Genomic DNA, 17,413 nt, shown 5'->3' on the forward strand with positions numbered 1-17,413 from the left:
ATGTATGTTGCCGTCAAAGGCGGAGAGCGCGCCATTGAAAACGCCCATGCCTGGCTGGCCGAGGAACGCCGTGGCGACCCTTCGGTGCCCGAACTGACCATCGCCCAGATCCGCGAACAGCTTAGCCTGTCGGTCAACCGTGTTATGGCCGAAGGCTCTCTCTATGACCCTGACCTTGCCGCTTTGGCGATCAAACAGGCGCGGGGCGACCTGATTGAGGCGGTGTTCCTGATCCGCGCTTATCGCACCACCTTGCCCCGTTTCGGGGCCAGCGCGCCGGTGGCCACGGCCGATATGGCCTGTGACCGCCGCGTCAGTGCCACCTTCAAGGATGTGCCGGGCGGGCAGGTCTTGGGGCCGACCTTTGACTACACCCACCGTTTGCTGGATTTCAAACTGGCGGCTGAAGGCGAAACACCCCCCGCGCCTCAACGCGAGGCCGACCCCGCGCCCGTGCCCCATGTCACCGGCTTCCTCAACCAAGAGGGGCTGATCGAGGAAGCCCCCCATGACGACACCCCCCCGCCGGACCTGACCCGAGAGCCGCTGAAAATGCCCGCCGACCGCAGCCTGCGCCTGCAGGCGCTTAGCCGTGCGGATGAGGGGTTTACGCTGGGGCTGGCCTATTCCACGCAGCGCGGCTACGGGCGCAACCACGCCTTTGTCGGCGAGTTGCGGATCGGCACAGTGCCGGTAGAGATGGAAATCCCCGAGCTGGGCTTTGCCATCGAGATCGGTGAGGTCACCCTGACCGAATGCGAAACCGTCAACCAGTTTACCGGATCGAAAACCGAACCGCCGCAATTCACCCGCGGCTATGGCCTCGTCTTTGGTCAGACCGAACGCAAGGCGATTTCCATGGCCTTGGTCGACCGCGCCCTACGCTGGGAGGAGCTGGGCGAGGATGACACCGGCGCGCCTGCGCAGGATGCGGAATTTGTGCTTTATCATGCCGATAACATTCAGGCGACGGGGTTTTTGGAACATATCAAGCTGCCCCATTACGTCGATTTCCAATCGGAACTGGAACTGGTGCGTAAATTGCGCCGCGATGTGCAATCAACCCAAACCAAGGAGGCGGCGGAGTGACCGAGCAAGCCTATAACTTCGCCTATCTGGATGAGCAAACCAAGCGGATGATCCGCCGCGCGATCCTCAAAGGCTTGGCGATCCCCGGCTATCAGGTGCCCTTTGCCAGCCGTGAGATGCCGATGCCTTATGGCTGGGGCACGGGCGGGGTGCAGGTCTCGGCGGCGGTGCTTTGCCCCGAGGACCGGATGAAGGTGATTGACCAAGGTGCCGATGACACCACCAATGCCGTGTCCATTCGCAGCTTTTTCGAGCGTACGGCGGGGGTAGAAACCACCACCAGCACGGCCGAGGCCAGCGTGATCCAGACCCGCCACCGCGTGCCGGAAATGGCGCTGAGCGAGGGGCAGATCCTGGTCTATCAGGTGCCGATCCCCGAACCCCTGCGGTTTCTGGAACCCCGCGAAAGCGAGACCCGCAAGATGCACAGCCTAGAGGAATACGGGCTGATGCACGTCAAGCTTTATGAGGATATCGCGCGCCACGGCCATATCGCCACGGCCTATGCCTATCCGGTCAAGGTCGAGGGGCGCTATGTGATGGACCCCTCCCCGATCCCGAAGTTCGACAACCCGAAGCTGTCGGATTGCGCGGCGATCCAATTGTTCGGGGCAGGGCGCGAACAACGCATCTATGCGCTGCCGCCCTATACCAGCGTGGTCAGCCTCGATTTTGAGGATCACCCCTTTGAGGCCTCGAAACCCGATCACCCCTGCGGGCTGTGCGGTGCCGAGGACAGCTATCTGGACGAGGTGATTATGGATGATGCGGGCGGGCGGATGTTCGTCTGTTCGGATACCGATTTTTGCGAGGCCCGCCGCCTTGCAGGGCATAAGGGAAAGGACGCAGCATGACGGATCAACCATTGCTTTCGGTGCGCAATATCTCGCGGCACTACGGGGCACATATCGGCTGTGAGGATGTCTCCTTTGATCTTTATCCCGGTGAGGTGATGGGGATCGTGGGTGAGAGCGGTTCAGGCAAATCGACCTTGCTGAACTGTATGGCAGGGCATCTGACGCCGGATAGGGGGCAGGTGGTGTTCGACACCCGCGCCGACGGCCCCCGCGATACCGTCACCATGAGCGAGCCGGAACGCCGGATGCTGAGCCGCACGGATTGGGCCTTTGTCCATCAGCACGCCCGTGACGGGCTGCGCATGGGGGTCAGTGCGGGCGGCAATGTGGGCGAACGTTTGATGGCCGTGGGGGCGCGCAACTATGGTGATATTCGCACCAAGGCCACCGATTGGCTGGGGCGGGTCGAAATTGACGCGACCCGCATCGACGACCGGCCCAGCACCTTTTCGGGCGGGATGCAGCAACGGCTCCAGATTGCGCGTAACCTCGTGACCGGCCCGCGGCTGGTGTTCATGGATGAGCCGACGGGCGGTCTTGACGTCAGCGTGCAGGCGCGGCTGTTGGACCTCTTGCGCGGATTGGTGCGCGATATGGGGCTTTCTGCGGTGATCGTGACACATGACCTTGCCGTGGTGCGACTTTTGGCGGATCGTCTGATGGTGATGAAATCGGGGCGTGTGGTTGAACAGGGGCTGACCGATCAGGTGCTGGACGATCCGCAGCACGGCTATACCCAGCTGCTTGTCAGCTCGGTTCTACAGGTTTGAGGGTATGACAATGATCGAATTGCAAGATGTCTCCAAGGTTTTCACGCTGCACAATCAAGGGTCCGCCGTGATCGAGGTTCTGTCGGGTGTCAGCCTGTCGGTCAAGCCGGGCGAATGTGTGGCGCTGACCGGATCATCGGGGTCGGGGAAATCCACGCTGATGCGGATGATCTATGGCAACTACATGGCGCAATCGGGGGAAATCCGCATCGGCGGCACCGATCTGGTCAAGGCCGAACCGCGTGAGGTTATCCGCATCCGCCGTGAAACCTTGGGCTATGTCAGCCAGTTCTTGCGGGTGGTGCCACGGGTGGCAACGCTGGATGTGGTGGCCGAACCCTTGCGCGCCGTCGGGGTGGATGCCGAGACCGCACAGGCCCGCGCGCGGGCGTTGTTGACGCAGCTGAACATCCCGCAAACGCTTTGGTCGCTCTCGCCCACGACATTTTCGGGCGGCGAGCAACAGCGCGTCAATATCGCGCGCGGCTTTGCCCACCCTTACCCTGCGATGCTGCTGGATGAGCCGACCGCAAGCCTTGATGCCCAAAACCGTCAGGTGGTCTTGACCCTGATCGAAGAAGCCAAGGCACGCGGGGCCGCCATCATCGGGATTTTCCATGATGAGGCCGCGCGCGATCGGGTCTGTGACCGCGAGATTGACGTAACCGGCTATGCGCCCCGGCGTGCGGCATGACCGGTGGCATGACGGGGGGGCGCTTCATCGCGGTTGTCGGCCCCTCGGGCGTGGGCAAGGACAGCATCATGACTGCCCTTGCCAACCCGCAAATGCGGCTGGTGCGCCGTGCCATCACCCGCGCCCCCGGTCTGGGCGGTGAGGATTACGACGCCATAACCCCCGCCGATTTTGACAAGGCCACCGAGGCAGGCGCCTTTTGCCTGCATTGGTCGGCGCATGGGCTGCATACGGTATCCCCGCGCAGGTGCGCAGGGATATTGAGGCGGGGGCGGACCGTATCGTGAACCTTTCGCGCGGTGCCCTTGAGGAGGCAGCAAAGATCTTTGCGCGTCTGGTGGTGCTGCATATCACCGCCAGCCCAGAGACCTTGGCGCAGCGTCTGAAACACCGCGGGCGTGAGGATACGGGCGATATCGCCAAACGGCTGGCCTCGGCGCAAAAGCCCCTGCCAGCGGGGCTGAGTGTCATCGAGATCGTAAATGACGGCCCGCTAGAGGCGGCGGTGGCCAAGGCCCGCGCCGCCCTTCAACCCGATAGGGTGTAACGTTGGATCACCTCAAACCGCCCATCGACACGTTCCCCCACCAAGGCGATCCGGTCCAACCGGAACGGCGCGGGCAGGGGGGGCAGATGGGCCTCGGCCATGGCCTGCCAATGGGTGCGGGCGTCATCGGTCAACCGACCCGTCAGCGTCAGGTGGAACCCGAATTCCTCCATCACATAGGGATAGCCCCAGCGGGTCAACAAGGCCTCTTGGCGCGGGGAAAGACCGGCGGCGCGCCTGCGGGCAAGCTCTGCCTCGGGGGCGGGGGCGCGGAAGGGGTCCAGATCGGCCACGCATTGCGCCGCCACACGGGCGATTTCCGCCGTCCCGCCCACGGGCCGCAAGGCCAGAAACCCGCCCAGATTACCCAGTGCCAAACCGTCACAAACCGCAGGCGCACAGCCCGCCGCCATCAGGGCCACGGCCCGTTCCAGATCGGTGGCACTGTGCGGCGCATGCAGCCGGAAGGGCGGCTTCAACGTGGCATGGAACCCGTATTTGCGCGGTGTCATCGTTACGTCATCAAGCTGCGCTATGTCGAACTGATCCGCCGTCTGGCCCGTCGCCACATCCCAGCCCAGCCACGCCGCCCCGAAATCTGCCAGATCGCCCTCGGGCGGCACATAATAAATCGCAAAACGAGTGTATGACATGAATTCTCCTTCTCTTCCGATCACCATAGCGCAGGAACATGACCGTTCCATGTCAGATAGCATCTGCCTTGCCAACGCCCGCCTTGTTCTGGCGGACCGCATTGTCACCGGCAGCGTGACGATCGAGGACGGTATCATCACCGAGATCACCGAGGGCGATCACATCCCCATAGGGGCAACCGATTGCAAGGGCGACTACTTGATGCCCGGTCTGGTAGAACTGCACACCGACAATCTGGAACGGCATATCGAGCCGCGCCCCTCGGTCGACTGGCCGCACCGTCCCGCTATTCTGGCGCATGACGCAGAGCTTGCCTCAACCGGGATCACCACGGTGTTCGATGCGCTGCGGGTGGGGTCGATCCATGATGGCAAGGCGCGCTATAATGCCTATGCGCGCGGCCTTGCCAATGAGTTGCTGGAGGTGCGCGCGGCAGGCCATCTGCGCATCAGCCATTTCCTGCACCTGCGCGCCGAGATTTGTTCCGAAACCCTATTGGAGGAGATGGCCGCCTTTGGTCCCGATGACCGTGTCGGTATCGTCAGCTTGATGGATCACACCCCCGGTCAGCGCCAGTTCCGCGATGTCTCTGCACTCAAGACCTATGTGGCCAAGAAACGCGGGATGAATGATGCCGATTTTGAGGTCCATGTCGAAAACCTCAAGGCGTTGCAGCGCAAATACGGCGTGCAGCATGAGGTGGGCGCCGTGGCCGAGGCGAACCGCTATGGCGCGACCCTGTGCAGCCATGATGACACCACCGCCGAACAGGTCGCCCAGTCACGCGAAAACGGGGTGCGCTTTGCCGAATTTCCCACCACGCTGGAGGCGGCAGAGGCCTGTCACGCAAACGGCATCGCGGTAATGATGGGCGCGCCCAATATCATTCGCGGGGGGTCACATTCGGGCAATGTCTCGGCGCTGGAGCTGGCGCGGGCGGGGGTGCTGGATATTGTGTCTTCCGACTATGTGCCCTCGGCGCTGTTGTTGTCGGTGTTCCGGCTGGATGAGGTCTGGGACGACCTGCCGCGCGCGGTGGCCTGTGTGACGCGTAACCCCGCATCGGCGGCGGGGCTGGTGGATCGCGGGGTGGTCGCAACCGGCCTGCGCGGCGATGTGATCCGCGTCGGGCTGGCCCAAGGCGCGCCGCTATTGCGCGGCGTCTGGAGCAGGGGCGCGCGCGTCGGCTGAGAGGGTCAGCCCGCCTTCGCGTTGCAAAAACGCCACCACCTCGGCCACGCCTGCACCATCGCGCAGGTTCGCCATGACATAGGGGCGGGTCGCGCGGGCGGTTCTGGTATCGGCCTCTAGCAGCATGATATCGACACCAACATGGGGGGCGAGGTCGGTTTTATTGACCACCAGAAAATCGGATTTCGCCACCCCCGGCCCCTTTTTGCGCGGAATATCCTGACCGGCGGCGGTATCAATCACATAGATCGACAGATCGACAAGTTCAGGGCTGAAGGTCGCGGCAAGGTTATCCCCGCCCGATTCAATCAAGACCAGATCGAGGTCGGGGAATTTGCCGCGCAGATTGGCCACGGCGGCAAGGTTGATGCTCGCATCCTCGCGGATGGCGGTATGGGGGCAGCCGCCGGTTTCGACGCCGCGAATACGATCTTGGGGCAAGACCTGTGCGCGGACCAGAAAATCGGCATCCTCGCGGGTATAGATATCATTGGTGATCACCGCCATCGAACAGCGCCCTGCCAATGCGCGGCAAAGCTGTTCGGTCAGCGTGGTTTTCCCCGCGCCCACCGGGCCACCAATTCCCACCCGAAGCGGGCCGTTTGCATGGGTCATGAGCGAAATATCCTTACCTCAAGTGTTTCGTGGCGCATGGCGGCCATATCGGCGCCGATGCTGCTGGAGAAAAGATCATCCAATGTGGCCTCTGCGGCACGGCTGGCGGTTTGCAAAATCACCGGCGAAAGGGACAAAAGCACGGCTTGCCCCTCGGCCCCGCCAAGCGGGATAAAGCGCACGGCGGCAGAGACCAGCTGGGCGGCAAAGGCCTGAAGCCAAAGCGCAAGCACTTCTTGGCTGTCCAGGGCCATGGTTTGTGTGGCATGACCCACGGCCAGCGCATAGGGCAATTCCGGCGGTGTGACCCCTGTCAGCCGCGCGACCAACTGGCCAAAGGTGGCGCCTTGGTCGCGCATCTCGGCGCTGCGCTCGGCACTGGGGGCATAGGCATAGGCCAGATCGGCGAGGGCGCCCACATCCCCCGTGCGCGCCTGTGCCAGCAACACCGCATCCATCCAGCCGCTGCCATGGGTGATCAGCGCCGTGATCCAATCCGTCAGGCTGGCGGCATCCTGCACCGTGCCGTCGACCATCGCCTGCTCCAGCCCTTGGCTATAGGCATATCCCCCCACCGGAAAGGCGGGAGAGAGCATTTGGACCAAGGCCAGCCGGTCCGCCGCAAGCGTGCTAATGTGCATGGCCCATTGTGCGGCCATGGCCATAAGCCCCGCCCTCCGGGTGAAAGGGCAGCATTTTCGGCGTAAGGCTGGCCCCCAGTTGCGTCAGCATCGCCTCCAGCACCGGATCGCGGCGGACGACCAGATGATCGCCCGCCACCTGACATGGCGTGTGCCGGTTGCCGATATGCCACGCCAGCCGCAAGAGGTTATCACCGCGGATCACGACCACGGGTTCCTCGGCGGCGGCAATGGCAATCACGCGGCCATCATCCAGTTGCAAGGCCTGACCGGGCAAAAGATTGGTCACCTCGGCCAGATCGAGCATAAAGGCGGTGCCGCCGTCGGCCTCGATCCGTTTGCGGCGCATCAGGCGGCTTTCATAATCCAGCGTCACCGTGTCGGAGGGGGTCTGCCCATGCCCCAAGGGCAGGACGGTTTGGCAAAGGGCAAGCAGGGTCATAGGGCCTCAATACAGAAAATAACGTTGCGCAAGCGGAAGCTCGGACGCCGGTTCACAGGTCAGCAATTTACCATTGGCGCGCACCTCATAGGTTTCGGGGTTCACCTCGATCACAGGCAGGGCATCGTTCAGGACCATATCGGCCTTGCCAATGTTGCGGGTGTTTTCCACCGCCAGCGTATCCTTGGACAGGCCAAGCGTGTTGCGCAAACCATCCGCCTGTGCCGCCGCCGAGGTAAACAGCACCGAGCCACGCTCCATCGCACGGCCATAAGCCCCGAACATCGGCCGTGAATAGACCGGCTGTGGCGTGGGAATAGAGGCATTGGTGTCGCCCATCTGCGCACAGGCAATGGTGCCGCCGACCAGAACAATCTCGGGCTTGGCGCCGAAAAACGCCGGATGCCAGAGCACCAGATCGGCGCGTTTGCCAACCTCGACGCTGCCGATGTGACGGCTCATCCCATGGGCGATGGCGGGGTTGATGGTGTATTTCGCGACATAGCGACGGGCGCGGATATTGTCATTCTCACCCGTCTCTTCGGGCAAGCGGCCACGTTGCTGGCGCATCTTATGGGCGGTTTGCCAAGTGCGAATAACCACCTCACCCACACGCCCCATCGCCTGACTGTCCGAGGACAGAATGGAAAACGCGCCCATGTCGTGCAGGATATCCTCGGCGGCGATGGTCTCGCGGCGGATACGGCTTTCGGCAAAGGCAACATCCTCGGGGATGGATTGGTCCAGATGGTGACAGACCATCAGCATGTCCAGATGTTCCTCTAACGTGTTGGAGGTATAGGGCATGGTGGGGTTGGTCGAGGAGGGGATCACATTGGGGCTGCTGGCAACCTTGATGATATCGGGGGCATGGCCGCCGCCCGCGCCCTCGGTGTGAAAGGCATGGATGGTGCGGCCCGCAATCGCGGCCAGTGTGTTTTCAACAAAACCGGATTCGTTCAATGTGTCGGTATGGATCATCACCTGAACATCCATCGCATCGGCCACCGTCAAACAACAGTCGATCGCGGCGGGGGTGGTGCCCCAATCCTCATGCAGCTTCAAGGCACAGGCGCCGCCGTTGACCATTTCGACCAGTGCCTCGGGCTGGCTGGCGTTGCCCTTGCCCGACAGGCCGAAGTTGATCGGAAAGGCATCCAGCGATTGCAACATCCGCCCCAAATGCCACGGGCCCGGTGTGCAGGTGGTGGCCAACGTGCCATGTGCAGGGCCGGTGCCGCCGCCCAGCATCGTGGTGATGCCCGAATGCAGCGCGTCCTCTATCTGCCCCGGCGCGATAAAGTGGATATGCGCGTCAAAGCCGCCTGCGGTGATGATCTTGCCCTCGCCGGCGATGACCTCGGTGCCCGGTCCGATGATGATGGTGACGCCCGATTGCACATCGGGGTTGCCCGCCTTGCCAATCGCATCGATCACCCCGCCGCGCAGGCCGATATCGGCCTTGTAGATGCCGGTATGATCCAAAATCAGCGCATTGGTGATGACCGTATCCACGGCACCCCCCGCGCGTGAGATCTGGCTTTGCCCCATGCCGTCACGGATCACCTTGCCGCCGCCGAATTTGACCTCTTCGCCGTAGGTGGTCAGGTCGCGCTCTACCTCAATGATCAGATCGGTATCGCCCAACCGGATGCGGTCGCCCGTGGTCGGCCCGTACATCGCGGCGTATTCGGGGCGGGAAATGCGGGTGGCCATGTTAAAGATCCCCCATGATCTTGCTGTTGAAACCAAAGACCCGCCGCGCACCGCCATAAGGGACAAGCTGCACCTCGCGCTGCTGGCCCGGCTCAAAGCGCACAGCGGTGCCTGCGGCGATATCCAGCCGCATCCCGCGCGCAATGCTCCGGTCGAAATCCAGCCCCGCGTTGGCCTCGGCAAAATGGAAATGAGAGCCGACCTGAATCGGCCTGTCGCCGGTATTGGCAACCATCATCGTGATCGCGGGCTGCCCTTCATTCAGGGTAATCTCACCCGCTGCAGGGAAAACCTCACCCGGTATCATAGCGCCCCCCCGGCAAGGCCAAGCCCCGCAACCGCAGTGGCCGCCCCCATCATGCGTGGCATCCAGCCCGCGCCCATCCGGCCCAAGGCGATGCCCAGTGCATGCAATGCGGCCGTCATTCCGGCAAAGCCCGCGCCATAAGCGATAAGCCCCGTGCTTGGCCCCTCAACCCCGTGGGCAAAGCCGTGCGCCGCGCCAAAGACGGCCAAAGCCACCAAGACCGTGGCCAGTGCAGGCCGCAGGGTAAGCGCCGCCGCCGCGCCGATCAGCACGACCGAGGCGGTGATCATCGGCTCTACGCCTGAAACCATCATTCCCAAGGCCCCCGCCATGCCGCCCGCCAGCATCGCCAGCACAAAGGCCAAGGGCATCGCCCAAAGCGCGCGCCCGCCGATCATCGCGGCCCAGACCCCGACGCCGACCATCGCCAGAATATGATCGGCCCCCGTAATCGGGTGAACCATCCCCGAAACAAAGGCACCCCCACTATGGGCGCCGCTATGGGCCAAGGCGGCACCGGGCAGGCAGATCAGGGCAAGAAGGGTAAGACGCAACATCGGGTATCCTTTCAAACGGGGTCAGCGGATCGGCTGATGAACAGTGACAAGTTTGGTGCCATCGGGAAAAGTCGCCTCGACCTGAACGGAGTGGAGCATCTCGGGGATGCCCTCCATGCAATCCTCGGCGCGCAGCACCCCGGCACCGGCCTGCATCAAGTCGGCAACACTGCGGCCATCGCGGGCGCCCTCGACGACAAAATCGGTGATCAGGGCCACGGCCTCGGGGTGGTTCAGCTTTACACCGCGTTCCAGCCGGTTTCGGGCCACCATCGCGGCCAAAGACACCAGCAGTTTTTCGCGTTCGCGTGGGGTCAGGTTCATATCAATCCTCCGCTCTGCCAGACGCGGGGCAAGGCCCGTCCGGTCAGGATTTTCAAAACTCGGGCAAGCTGTTGACGCATGGGCCAGCCGTCCGCCGCACTAATGCGCAGCACACAGCGACCATCCCAGCCGGACACGGCCGCGCCTTCGCCCAAGGCCGCACGGATCGGCCCGACGGCATCCTCGGCCCCTTGGGCGATCAGGCAGACCACGGCAAAGGCACGGTCCCCGCGCAAAAGGGCGGCCGAACGATCGGCCAGAACATCCGCGCTTAGCCGGAAGTTTTCGGCCCAAAGGGGGCGGCCTTCGCGCCGGATGATGCGGCGGTCGTGCAAATCGGCCTGGTGCAGGGTTTCGCCCATCGCGGCCCGTCCCAGAACAAGGCTTTCGGTCAAAAGACATTCGGCCCCTTTGGCCAGATCGATCTCTGTTGTGCGGTGTAGATTTGCGTTCTGAAACAGGATGGTTTCTTGGGGCATCCAGTCGAGCCGCGCGCCCGCGCCGAGGGTTGCGCGCACCCCGATGCGGGCCGCCCCCCCTGAGGAGGCATAGCCGCGCTCGGCGGTCTGGGTTGTCGCCAGAACACGGCACCCCGCGCCCACATCCATCGACAGCCGCAAGTGGTCGCCGCCGGTCAACCCGCCGGAGGTGTTCAGAAACACCGCCTCGGGCACATCCCCCGCAACCCGTGGCAGCATGAGTTTGGCCGCGCCTTCCTGACGCAGCCCGTCCAATGCGATGCGCCCCCTGCGCTTGGAAAACCCCACAGCCGCCACGCCATAGCTGCGCTGCATCTGGGATTGATCGATCTCGTCCAGCATCGGCCCGCCTTTCCATGCTTTTCTATGGCACGGCTGTTTGGCATCGCACATATGCGCGCCGCCCAAGACGGTGGGCTTGGCGATCAGACGGTCGAATTTGCCCCATATTTAGGCAAATTGCGCAATATTATGGCTGAACAGGGATGGAACTTGTGTGTAAACGTCTTTGCGCGCCTTTAATTTGGGCAGGGCGAGCGCTCGTCGGTTTTGATCACTTCATCAATTGTATGTTTCGAAAAATGAAGTATATCTGACGGCATTGCGCTACAGGATTCGTTATGGGCCATGATATTGTAAAACAGACCCCCCCTTTGCCGGATGACCTTCCGGCAGAGCTGAACATCCTGCTGGGGGTGCATTTCCTGTATTGGAAAACCGCCGAAGTGCTGGACCTGACCAGTTCAAAAGCACGCCTGTCCAAAAATGAACGCGGGCTGTTGCTGCTGTTGGAAAAACCAAAACGCATGGGGGTTTTGGCCGAACAGATGCAGATATTGCCCTCGACGCTGACCTCTATTGCCGATGATCTGGAGGGCAGGGGGGTCGTGCTGCGTGAACGAAGTCCGGACGACCGCCGCGCATGGCGGTTGCGGCTGACGTCCGACGGGGTCGCGATGCGACAAGAGATTGTCGGTCAGGTTGTGCATATGTTCCGAGAGGTTTCTGGCCTGACCGAGCCTGAAATCCAGATGATGTCTTCTAAAATGCTAAAGATTGCCCAGAATATCAAGGCCAACGGCCTACCAGAAGGAGCCAAGTCATGCCCGTAAAACACACGCTATTGGGGGCCGTTCTTATGTTTCTGGCCGCCGCGCCAATGGGCCTGCACGCGCAAGAACCGTTGAAACCGGTCAAGCTTATCACGGCAGAGGCGGGCAAAATCGACAAGACCCGGCAGTTTTTCGGTCAGGTCGTGGCGCGGCAAACGGTTGATCTGGCCTTTCAGGTTTCAGGGCAGATTGTCGAATTGCCGGTGATCGAAGGCGCGATGATCAAACAGGGGGATTTGATCGCCCAGCTTGATCTGGAAAGCTTTGAGCTGGCCTTGGAGCAGGCACAGCTGCAAGAAGAGCAGGCCGCGCGCACGCTGGACAGGCTCAGGCAGCTGTCGGCCAGAACCGCCAGCCAGGTCCAGATCGACGATACCGCGACCGAGCTTGCCCTTGCCAAGGTCGCGGTGAAAAATGCGGAATATGCGCTGAAACATGCCACGCTTCTGGCGCCTTTTGACGCTTTGGTTGCAAATCGTGAGCTGGCCAATTTTACCACGATCACGGCCGGAACGCCGGTTGTGCGCCTGCATGACATGTCCGAGGTGGGCATAGAGGTGGACGTGCCTGAAATCCTGTTCCTCGGTCTGGATCAAAGCGAAGATTTCAACATTCAGGCGCGGTTTCCCGCGTCCGATACGCTCTACCCGCTGCGCTTGCGTGAGTTTGAGGCAGAGACCACCAAGGTCGGGCAGTCGTTCCGCGTGACCCTGGGAATGGACGCGCCAGAGGGGGTGCGTATCCTGCCAGGTGCCTCGGTCACGGTGATCGCAAGCGTTCCGGCCGCTGATCCGGGTGGTGTGTTGCTGCCCAAACAGGCGGTGTTTATTGATGAAAACGGGGATCCGGCGGTGATGGCATTTTCCCCGACCGATGCCGAGGAAGGTCAGGTCAACAAGCTGTTGGTTGAGGTCGCCCCGGCACAGGAAAATGAGGTTCTGGTGACCTCTGGCATCGCGCCGGGCACCGAAGTGGTCGCCGCGGGCGGGGCCGCATTGAAGGACGGTCAAGCCGTCCGCCGTTTTGCCGGCTTCGGCAATTAAGGGGCCACAGATGAACATCGCACGTTTTTCCATCGAAAAGCCGTTGATCACATGGCTGATCATCCTTGGCGCCTTTCTGGGCGGGCTGTGGGGGTTCACCTCATTGGGGCGGCTGGAAGATCCGGCCTTTACCATCAAGACGGTGGTCATCTCGACCCAATACCCCGGTGCCACGGCCGAACAGGTCGCGGTCGAGGTGTCGGAACCTTTGGAATCCGCGATCCAGAAAATGGGTGAGGTCGAGAGCATCACCTCGATCAACCAGCCGGGCAGCTCTTTGATTACGGTGGATGTCTATTCCACCTTTGGCGGGGATGAATTGCCGCCGATCTGGACCAAGCTGCGCAACCGGGTGTCGGATGCGGCCCGTGCCCTGCCCGAAGGGACAAGCGCGCCCTATGTGAACGACTCCTTTGGCGATGTGTTCGGCATTTATTATGCCGTTCAGGCCGACGGGTTTTCCGATGCCGAAAAGCACGAACTGGCCACCTTTTTGCGGCGTGAGTTGCTGACCGTTGACGGTGTGGCCGATGTTGAGGTCAAGGGCCTGCCCGAAGAGGCGATCTTTATCGAGCCGGTCATGGCGCAGGCCGTAAATCAGAACCTTGCCCCCATGAGCATCATCGGCGCGCTGGCCGAGGCGGATTCGGTGGTGGATGCCGGTACGGTCCGCGCCGACGGGGCGCGCACGATCATTCAGGCCCCCGACGGGTCTGGCAGCGTGGATGCGATTGCCTCGCTGACCATCGGGTCGGAGGGTGAGGTGATCAACCTCTTTGACATCGCTACGGTGCAACGTGACCGGATTGAGGACCCCGATATATTGGTGCGCTATAACGGTGCGGATGCCTTTACGCTGGGGGTTGCGGGGCTTTCGACGGAAAATATCGTCGATGTCGGCCGCCGTGCCGAGGCGCGTCTGGACGCGTTAAAGGATTACATCCCCTACGGCGTCACCTTGAACCCGATCTATCAGCAGCATGTGGTGGTGGATGAGGCCTCTAGCGCCTTTATCGTCAACCTGTCGATGTCGGTGGCGATCGTTGTGCTGGTGCTGGCGGTTGCGATGGGTTGGCGCGCCGCGATTGTGGTGGGGGCGACCTTGTTGCTGACGGTGGTTGGCACGCTGTTCTTCATGGCGATCTTTTCCATCGAGATGGAGCGGATCTCATTGGGCGCGCTTATCATCGCGATGGGGATGCTGGTCGATAACGCCATCGTGGTGGCCGAGGGGATGCAAATCTCCATGCGGCGCGGCAAGGACAGCTATACCGCCGCCGATGATGCTGCCGCCAAGACCCAGATCCCGCTGTTGGGGGCGACGGTCATCGGTATCATGGCCTTTGCCGGTATCGGGCTTTCGCCGGATGCGACGGGGGAGTTTTTGTTCTCGCTCTTTGCTGTGATCGGGATTTCGCTTTTGCTGTCATGGATTTTGGCGCTGACGGTGACGCCGCTCTTGGGGCATTACTTTTTCAAACAAGGCTCGGGTGATACCGATGACGCCTATGACGGCTGGATGTTCCGCATCTATGGCAAGGCGCTGGAATGGTCGCTGCGCCTGCGGTGGCTGGTTGTGGTCGGCCTTATTGCAGTGACGGTGGTGTGTTTTGCGGGCTTTGGGATGGTCAAGCAATCCTTCTTTCCCAACAGCAATACGCCGATGTTCTATGTGCATTATCAACTGCCGCAGGGCGCCGATATTCACGCAACATCCGATGACATGCGCAAGATGGAAACCTGGCTTGCCGCGCGCGATGAGGTGCAATCGGTGACCACATTCGTAGGCCAAGGGGCCTCGCGCTTTATGCTGACCTATGATGCGGTCAAGCCGAACCCCAGCTATGGCCACCTGATTATCCAGACCGAAACGTTGGACCAGATCCCGGCACTTCAGGCCGATCTGAATGCCTTCGGGCGCGACAATTTCCCCGAGGGGGAATTCCGTACCGAACGGCTGGTTTTCGGACCGGGGGGCGGCGCGCCGATCCAGTTGCGGCTCTCGGGGACGGACCCGGCGGTGCTGCGTCAGCTTTCGGTCCAGATGGCGGGGGTGATGCAAGGGGCGTCGGATAACCTGCTGGCCATGCGCACCGACTGGCGCGAACAAGAGCTGGTCCTCAAACCCATCTATGCGACCGAGCGGGCCAAGACCGCAGGTGTCAGCCGTGATGATATTGCCGATACCTTCCGGCTTGCGACCGACGGGATCACCAGCGGCGTCTACCGTGAGGGCGACCGCCAGATCCCGATCATCACCCGCCTGCCGCGCGACAGTGAGCTGGGGCTGCTCGATCAGGTGGTGTTTTCCGATTCCACCGGTGAGGTGCTGCCGATTGAACAGATGATCGACGGGTTGAAATATGAGGTGCAGAATACGTTGGTTCATCGGCGTGACCGTGTGTCCACCCTGACTATTCAGGCCGATATCCCGCCCGGCTTTACCGCCCCGCAGGTTCAGGCCGAAATTCAGGCTGCGGTTGAGGCGGTGGAGCTGCCGCTTGGCTATGCCATGGAATGGGGCGGCGACTACGAAAGCTCTCGTGAGGCGCAGGCGGCCCTTGGCGCACAGATCCCGATTTCGGTGTTGATTATGGTGCTGATCTCGGTGCTGTTGTTCAATGCGATCCGTCAGCCGTTGATCATCTGGCTTTTGGTGCCGATGTCGGTCAACGGGGTCGTGATCGGGCTGTTGGGCACCGATATGCCCTTTACCTTTACAGCACTTTTGGGGCTGTTGTCGCTCTCGGGGATGTTGATCAAGAACGGTATCGTGCTGGTCGAGGAAATCGATCTGGTCCGCGCCGAAGGGGTGCCGCTAAAAGAGGCAATTGTCACGGCCTCCACCTCTCGTCTGCGGCCGGTGATGCTGGCGGCGGTGACGACGATCCTTGGGATGGCGCCGTTGTTGTCGGATGCGTTCTTTGTCTCCATGGCGATCACGATCATGGGGGGGCTTGCCTTTGCATCCATCCTGACGCTGGTGGCGGCCCCGGTGTTCTATTACCTGCTGTTCGCGCGAGAGGAGGCCCGGGCCCTCGCGGCCTGAGCCCCCGCGCGCGGGCTATCCGATCAGCTTTTCGGGCAGCCATGTTGCCAGTTCGGGGAACAGAACGATCAGGATCAGCGTCAGCACCTGCAACCCGATAAAGGGCAGCACCCCGCGGCACATCTGCCCGTAGGTCATATCGGGCGGGGCGATTGATTTGAGGTAAAAGATCGAAGAGGCCATCGGCGGTGTCAGATATCCGGTCTGGATGACGATCAGAACGAGGGTCGCAAACCAGATCGGGTCAATCCCGGCCGAACGGATGAAGGGCGCAAACAGCGGCACACAGATCAGGACATTGGCGGTCCAGTCCAGCACAAAGCCAAGGATGAACACCACCAGCAAAAAGAAAACGATCATGCCGGTGGTCCCCAGTCCCGCACCCTCGATGAAGTCGCGGATCAGCCGCGCGCCGCCATTGGCCGCAAAGACCCCCATGAACATGGTTCCGGCCGCGACGATCAACAGGATCATCGCGGAAATCCGCACCGTGATCGACAGGGATTCGCGCAAGACCGCCCAGTTGAACCGTTGGTTGACCACGCACAGGAGCAGCGCCCCTGCAGCCCCCACCGCCGCCGCCTCGGTCGGGGAGGCGACCCCGCCAAGAATAGAGCCAAGCACCGAAAAGATCAGCAGGCACACCGGCACCAAGGTCGTGACGGTCGCGCGCAGCTTTTCGGCCAATGTAAATGTTTCCTCGGGGGCGTCGCCCTCTTGGGCTTGGGGCGGGTTGAGCATGCCTTGCACGGCGATATAGCCCAGAAACAGACCGACCATCATCAAGCCGGGGATCATCATCCCCGCCAGCAGCTTGCCCACCGACATCTGCGCCAGCGAGGCATACATCACCGCAATCACCGAGGGCGGGATCATGGTGCCCAAAGAGCCGCCTGCGCAGATCGTGCCCGCAATCAACGTGTTGCTGTAGCGCGCCTTTTGCATCGCGGGAATGGCCATCATCCCGATCATCACCTCAACCGCGCCGACAACGCCCGCGGCGGCGGCAAAGACGGCCCCCATGGCGATGGTCGCCAAGGCCAGCCCGCCGGGCAGGCGGCCCAGCCACATATTCATCACGCGAAACAGCCGCTCTGCGATGCCGGACCGTTCCAGCAAGGCCCCCATCAGGATGAACATCGGGATCGCCGAGAGGATGAAATTGGTCGAGGCCGAATAGAAAGAGCCGTAAAGCTGGTTGAACCCGACCGGGCCAAAGGCCAGCAACCCCCCCGCCGCCGAGACGATGACAAGGGAAAAGGCGACCGGCAGGCCAAGCAGGATAAGGGCGAAAAGGGCGGGAAACATCAGGGCTGCGGTGGCCAT

The 17,413-nt window shown here is 62.0% G+C and carries 20 protein-coding genes; 10 read left to right on the forward strand and 10 right to left on the reverse strand.

Going from position 1 to position 17,413, the window contains the following annotated elements; translation table 11 throughout:
- The 6 genes from AKU94_RS02285 to AKU94_RS20705 are packed head-to-tail and all read left to right on the forward strand — an operon-like array spanning position 1 to position 3,957.
- Positions 1–1,089, forward strand: a complete 1,089-nt coding sequence (locus tag AKU94_RS02285; protein ID WP_050525739.1) for a carbon-phosphorus lyase complex subunit PhnI — start codon at positions 1–3, stop codon at positions 1,087–1,089.
- Complete coding sequence (locus tag AKU94_RS02290) at positions 1,086–1,943, forward strand: alpha-D-ribose 1-methylphosphonate 5-phosphate C-P-lyase PhnJ (protein WP_050525740.1); 858 nt, start codon at positions 1,086–1,088, stop codon at positions 1,941–1,943. The genes AKU94_RS02285 and AKU94_RS02290 overlap by 4 nt, the downstream gene beginning before the upstream one ends.
- The gene (phnK, locus tag AKU94_RS02295; RefSeq protein ID WP_050525741.1) at positions 1,940–2,716 is read left to right on the forward strand and encodes a phosphonate C-P lyase system protein PhnK; all 777 of its coding nucleotides are present in this window, start codon (positions 1,940–1,942) and stop codon (positions 2,714–2,716) included. Before AKU94_RS02290 ends, phnK begins: the two co-directional genes overlap by 4 nt.
- 10 nt (positions 2,717–2,726) lie before the next feature.
- Positions 2,727–3,410 carry a phosphonate C-P lyase system protein PhnL gene (phnL, locus tag AKU94_RS02300; RefSeq protein ID WP_050525742.1) on the forward strand — a complete coding sequence of 228 codons (684 nt, stop codon included), beginning with the start codon at positions 2,727–2,729 and terminating at the stop codon, positions 3,408–3,410.
- The gene (locus AKU94_RS20700; RefSeq protein WP_332307197.1) at positions 3,407–3,697 is read left to right on the forward strand and encodes a hypothetical protein; all 291 of its coding nucleotides are present in this window, start codon (positions 3,407–3,409) and stop codon (positions 3,695–3,697) included. Before phnL ends, AKU94_RS20700 begins: the two co-directional genes overlap by 4 nt.
- Positions 3,694–3,957 carry a hypothetical protein gene (locus AKU94_RS20705; protein WP_332307198.1) on the forward strand — a complete coding sequence of 88 codons (264 nt, stop codon included), beginning with the start codon at positions 3,694–3,696 and terminating at the stop codon, positions 3,955–3,957. The genes AKU94_RS20700 and AKU94_RS20705 overlap by 4 nt, the downstream gene beginning before the upstream one ends.
- On the opposite strand, the gene AKU94_RS02310 is transcribed toward AKU94_RS20705, so the two are convergent.
- A complete protein-coding gene (locus AKU94_RS02310) occupies positions 3,939–4,610 on the reverse strand; it encodes a DUF1045 domain-containing protein (protein ID WP_050525743.1) in 672 nt (223 codons plus the stop codon). The two genes, AKU94_RS20705 and AKU94_RS02310, sit on opposite strands and share 19 nt — an antisense overlap.
- 49 nt (positions 4,611–4,659) lie before the next feature.
- Between AKU94_RS02310 and AKU94_RS02315 the strand changes: the two genes are divergently transcribed.
- On the forward strand, positions 4,660–5,802 hold the full coding sequence (locus tag AKU94_RS02315) for an alpha-D-ribose 1-methylphosphonate 5-triphosphate diphosphatase (protein WP_050525805.1): 1,143 nt from the start codon (positions 4,660–4,662) through the stop codon (positions 5,800–5,802).
- Here the strand turns inward: AKU94_RS02315 and ureG are convergent.
- From ureG to AKU94_RS02355, 8 genes are read right to left on the reverse strand one after another with little or no spacing between them, the layout of a single operon-like run.
- The gene (ureG, locus tag AKU94_RS02320) at positions 5,761–6,417 is read right to left on the reverse strand and encodes an urease accessory protein UreG (RefSeq protein ID WP_050525744.1); all 657 of its coding nucleotides are present in this window, start codon (positions 6,415–6,417) and stop codon (positions 5,761–5,763) included. The two genes, AKU94_RS02315 and ureG, sit on opposite strands and share 42 nt — an antisense overlap.
- Positions 6,414–7,082 carry an urease accessory protein UreF gene (locus tag AKU94_RS02325; protein ID WP_083444885.1) on the reverse strand — a complete coding sequence of 223 codons (669 nt, stop codon included), beginning with the start codon at positions 7,080–7,082 and terminating at the stop codon, positions 6,414–6,416. The genes ureG and AKU94_RS02325 overlap by 4 nt, the downstream gene beginning before the upstream one ends.
- Positions 7,048–7,500 (reverse strand): urease accessory protein UreE, encoded by a 453-nt coding sequence (locus AKU94_RS02330; protein WP_050525745.1) that lies wholly within the window; start codon positions 7,498–7,500, stop codon positions 7,048–7,050. Before AKU94_RS02330 ends, AKU94_RS02325 begins: the two co-directional genes overlap by 35 nt.
- Positions 7,501–7,506: 6 nt before the next feature.
- Positions 7,507–9,216 (reverse strand): urease subunit alpha, encoded by a 1,710-nt coding sequence (gene ureC / locus AKU94_RS02335; RefSeq protein ID WP_050525746.1) that lies wholly within the window; start codon positions 9,214–9,216, stop codon positions 7,507–7,509.
- Between the two features lies 1 nt (position 9,217).
- Entirely contained in the window at positions 9,218–9,523 is a 306-nt protein-coding gene (locus tag AKU94_RS02340) for an urease subunit beta (protein ID WP_050525747.1), read from the reverse strand.
- Positions 9,520–10,080, reverse strand: a complete 561-nt coding sequence (locus AKU94_RS02345; RefSeq protein WP_050525748.1) for a HupE/UreJ family protein — start codon at positions 10,078–10,080, stop codon at positions 9,520–9,522. The genes AKU94_RS02340 and AKU94_RS02345 overlap by 4 nt, the downstream gene beginning before the upstream one ends.
- A gap of 21 nt (positions 10,081–10,101) precedes the next feature.
- Complete coding sequence (locus AKU94_RS02350) at positions 10,102–10,404, reverse strand: urease subunit gamma (protein WP_050525749.1); 303 nt, start codon at positions 10,402–10,404, stop codon at positions 10,102–10,104.
- The gene (locus AKU94_RS02355; protein ID WP_050525750.1) at positions 10,401–11,225 is read right to left on the reverse strand and encodes an urease accessory protein UreD; all 825 of its coding nucleotides are present in this window, start codon (positions 11,223–11,225) and stop codon (positions 10,401–10,403) included. Before AKU94_RS02355 ends, AKU94_RS02350 begins: the two co-directional genes overlap by 4 nt.
- A gap of 278 nt (positions 11,226–11,503) precedes the next feature.
- Here AKU94_RS02355 and AKU94_RS02360 point away from each other — a divergent pair, with 278 nt between their 5' ends.
- From AKU94_RS02360 to AKU94_RS02370, 3 genes are read left to right on the forward strand one after another with little or no spacing between them, the layout of a single operon-like run.
- The gene (locus tag AKU94_RS02360) at positions 11,504–11,995 is read left to right on the forward strand and encodes a MarR family winged helix-turn-helix transcriptional regulator (RefSeq protein WP_050525751.1); all 492 of its coding nucleotides are present in this window, start codon (positions 11,504–11,506) and stop codon (positions 11,993–11,995) included.
- Positions 11,986–13,038 (forward strand): efflux RND transporter periplasmic adaptor subunit, encoded by a 1,053-nt coding sequence (locus AKU94_RS02365; RefSeq protein ID WP_050525752.1) that lies wholly within the window; start codon positions 11,986–11,988, stop codon positions 13,036–13,038. Before AKU94_RS02360 ends, AKU94_RS02365 begins: the two co-directional genes overlap by 10 nt.
- 10 nt (positions 13,039–13,048) lie before the next feature.
- The gene (locus AKU94_RS02370) at positions 13,049–16,087 is read left to right on the forward strand and encodes an efflux RND transporter permease subunit (protein WP_050525753.1); all 3,039 of its coding nucleotides are present in this window, start codon (positions 13,049–13,051) and stop codon (positions 16,085–16,087) included.
- Positions 16,088–16,102: 15 nt separating this feature from the next.
- On the opposite strand, the gene AKU94_RS02375 is transcribed toward AKU94_RS02370, so the two are convergent.
- Complete coding sequence (locus AKU94_RS02375) at positions 16,103–17,413, reverse strand: TRAP transporter large permease (RefSeq protein WP_050525754.1); 1,311 nt, start codon at positions 17,411–17,413, stop codon at positions 16,103–16,105.

This window comes from Pseudorhodobacter aquimaris (assembly GCF_001202025.1).
In the GTDB taxonomy this organism is placed as follows: domain Bacteria; phylum Pseudomonadota; class Alphaproteobacteria; order Rhodobacterales; family Rhodobacteraceae; genus Pseudorhodobacter; species Pseudorhodobacter aquimaris.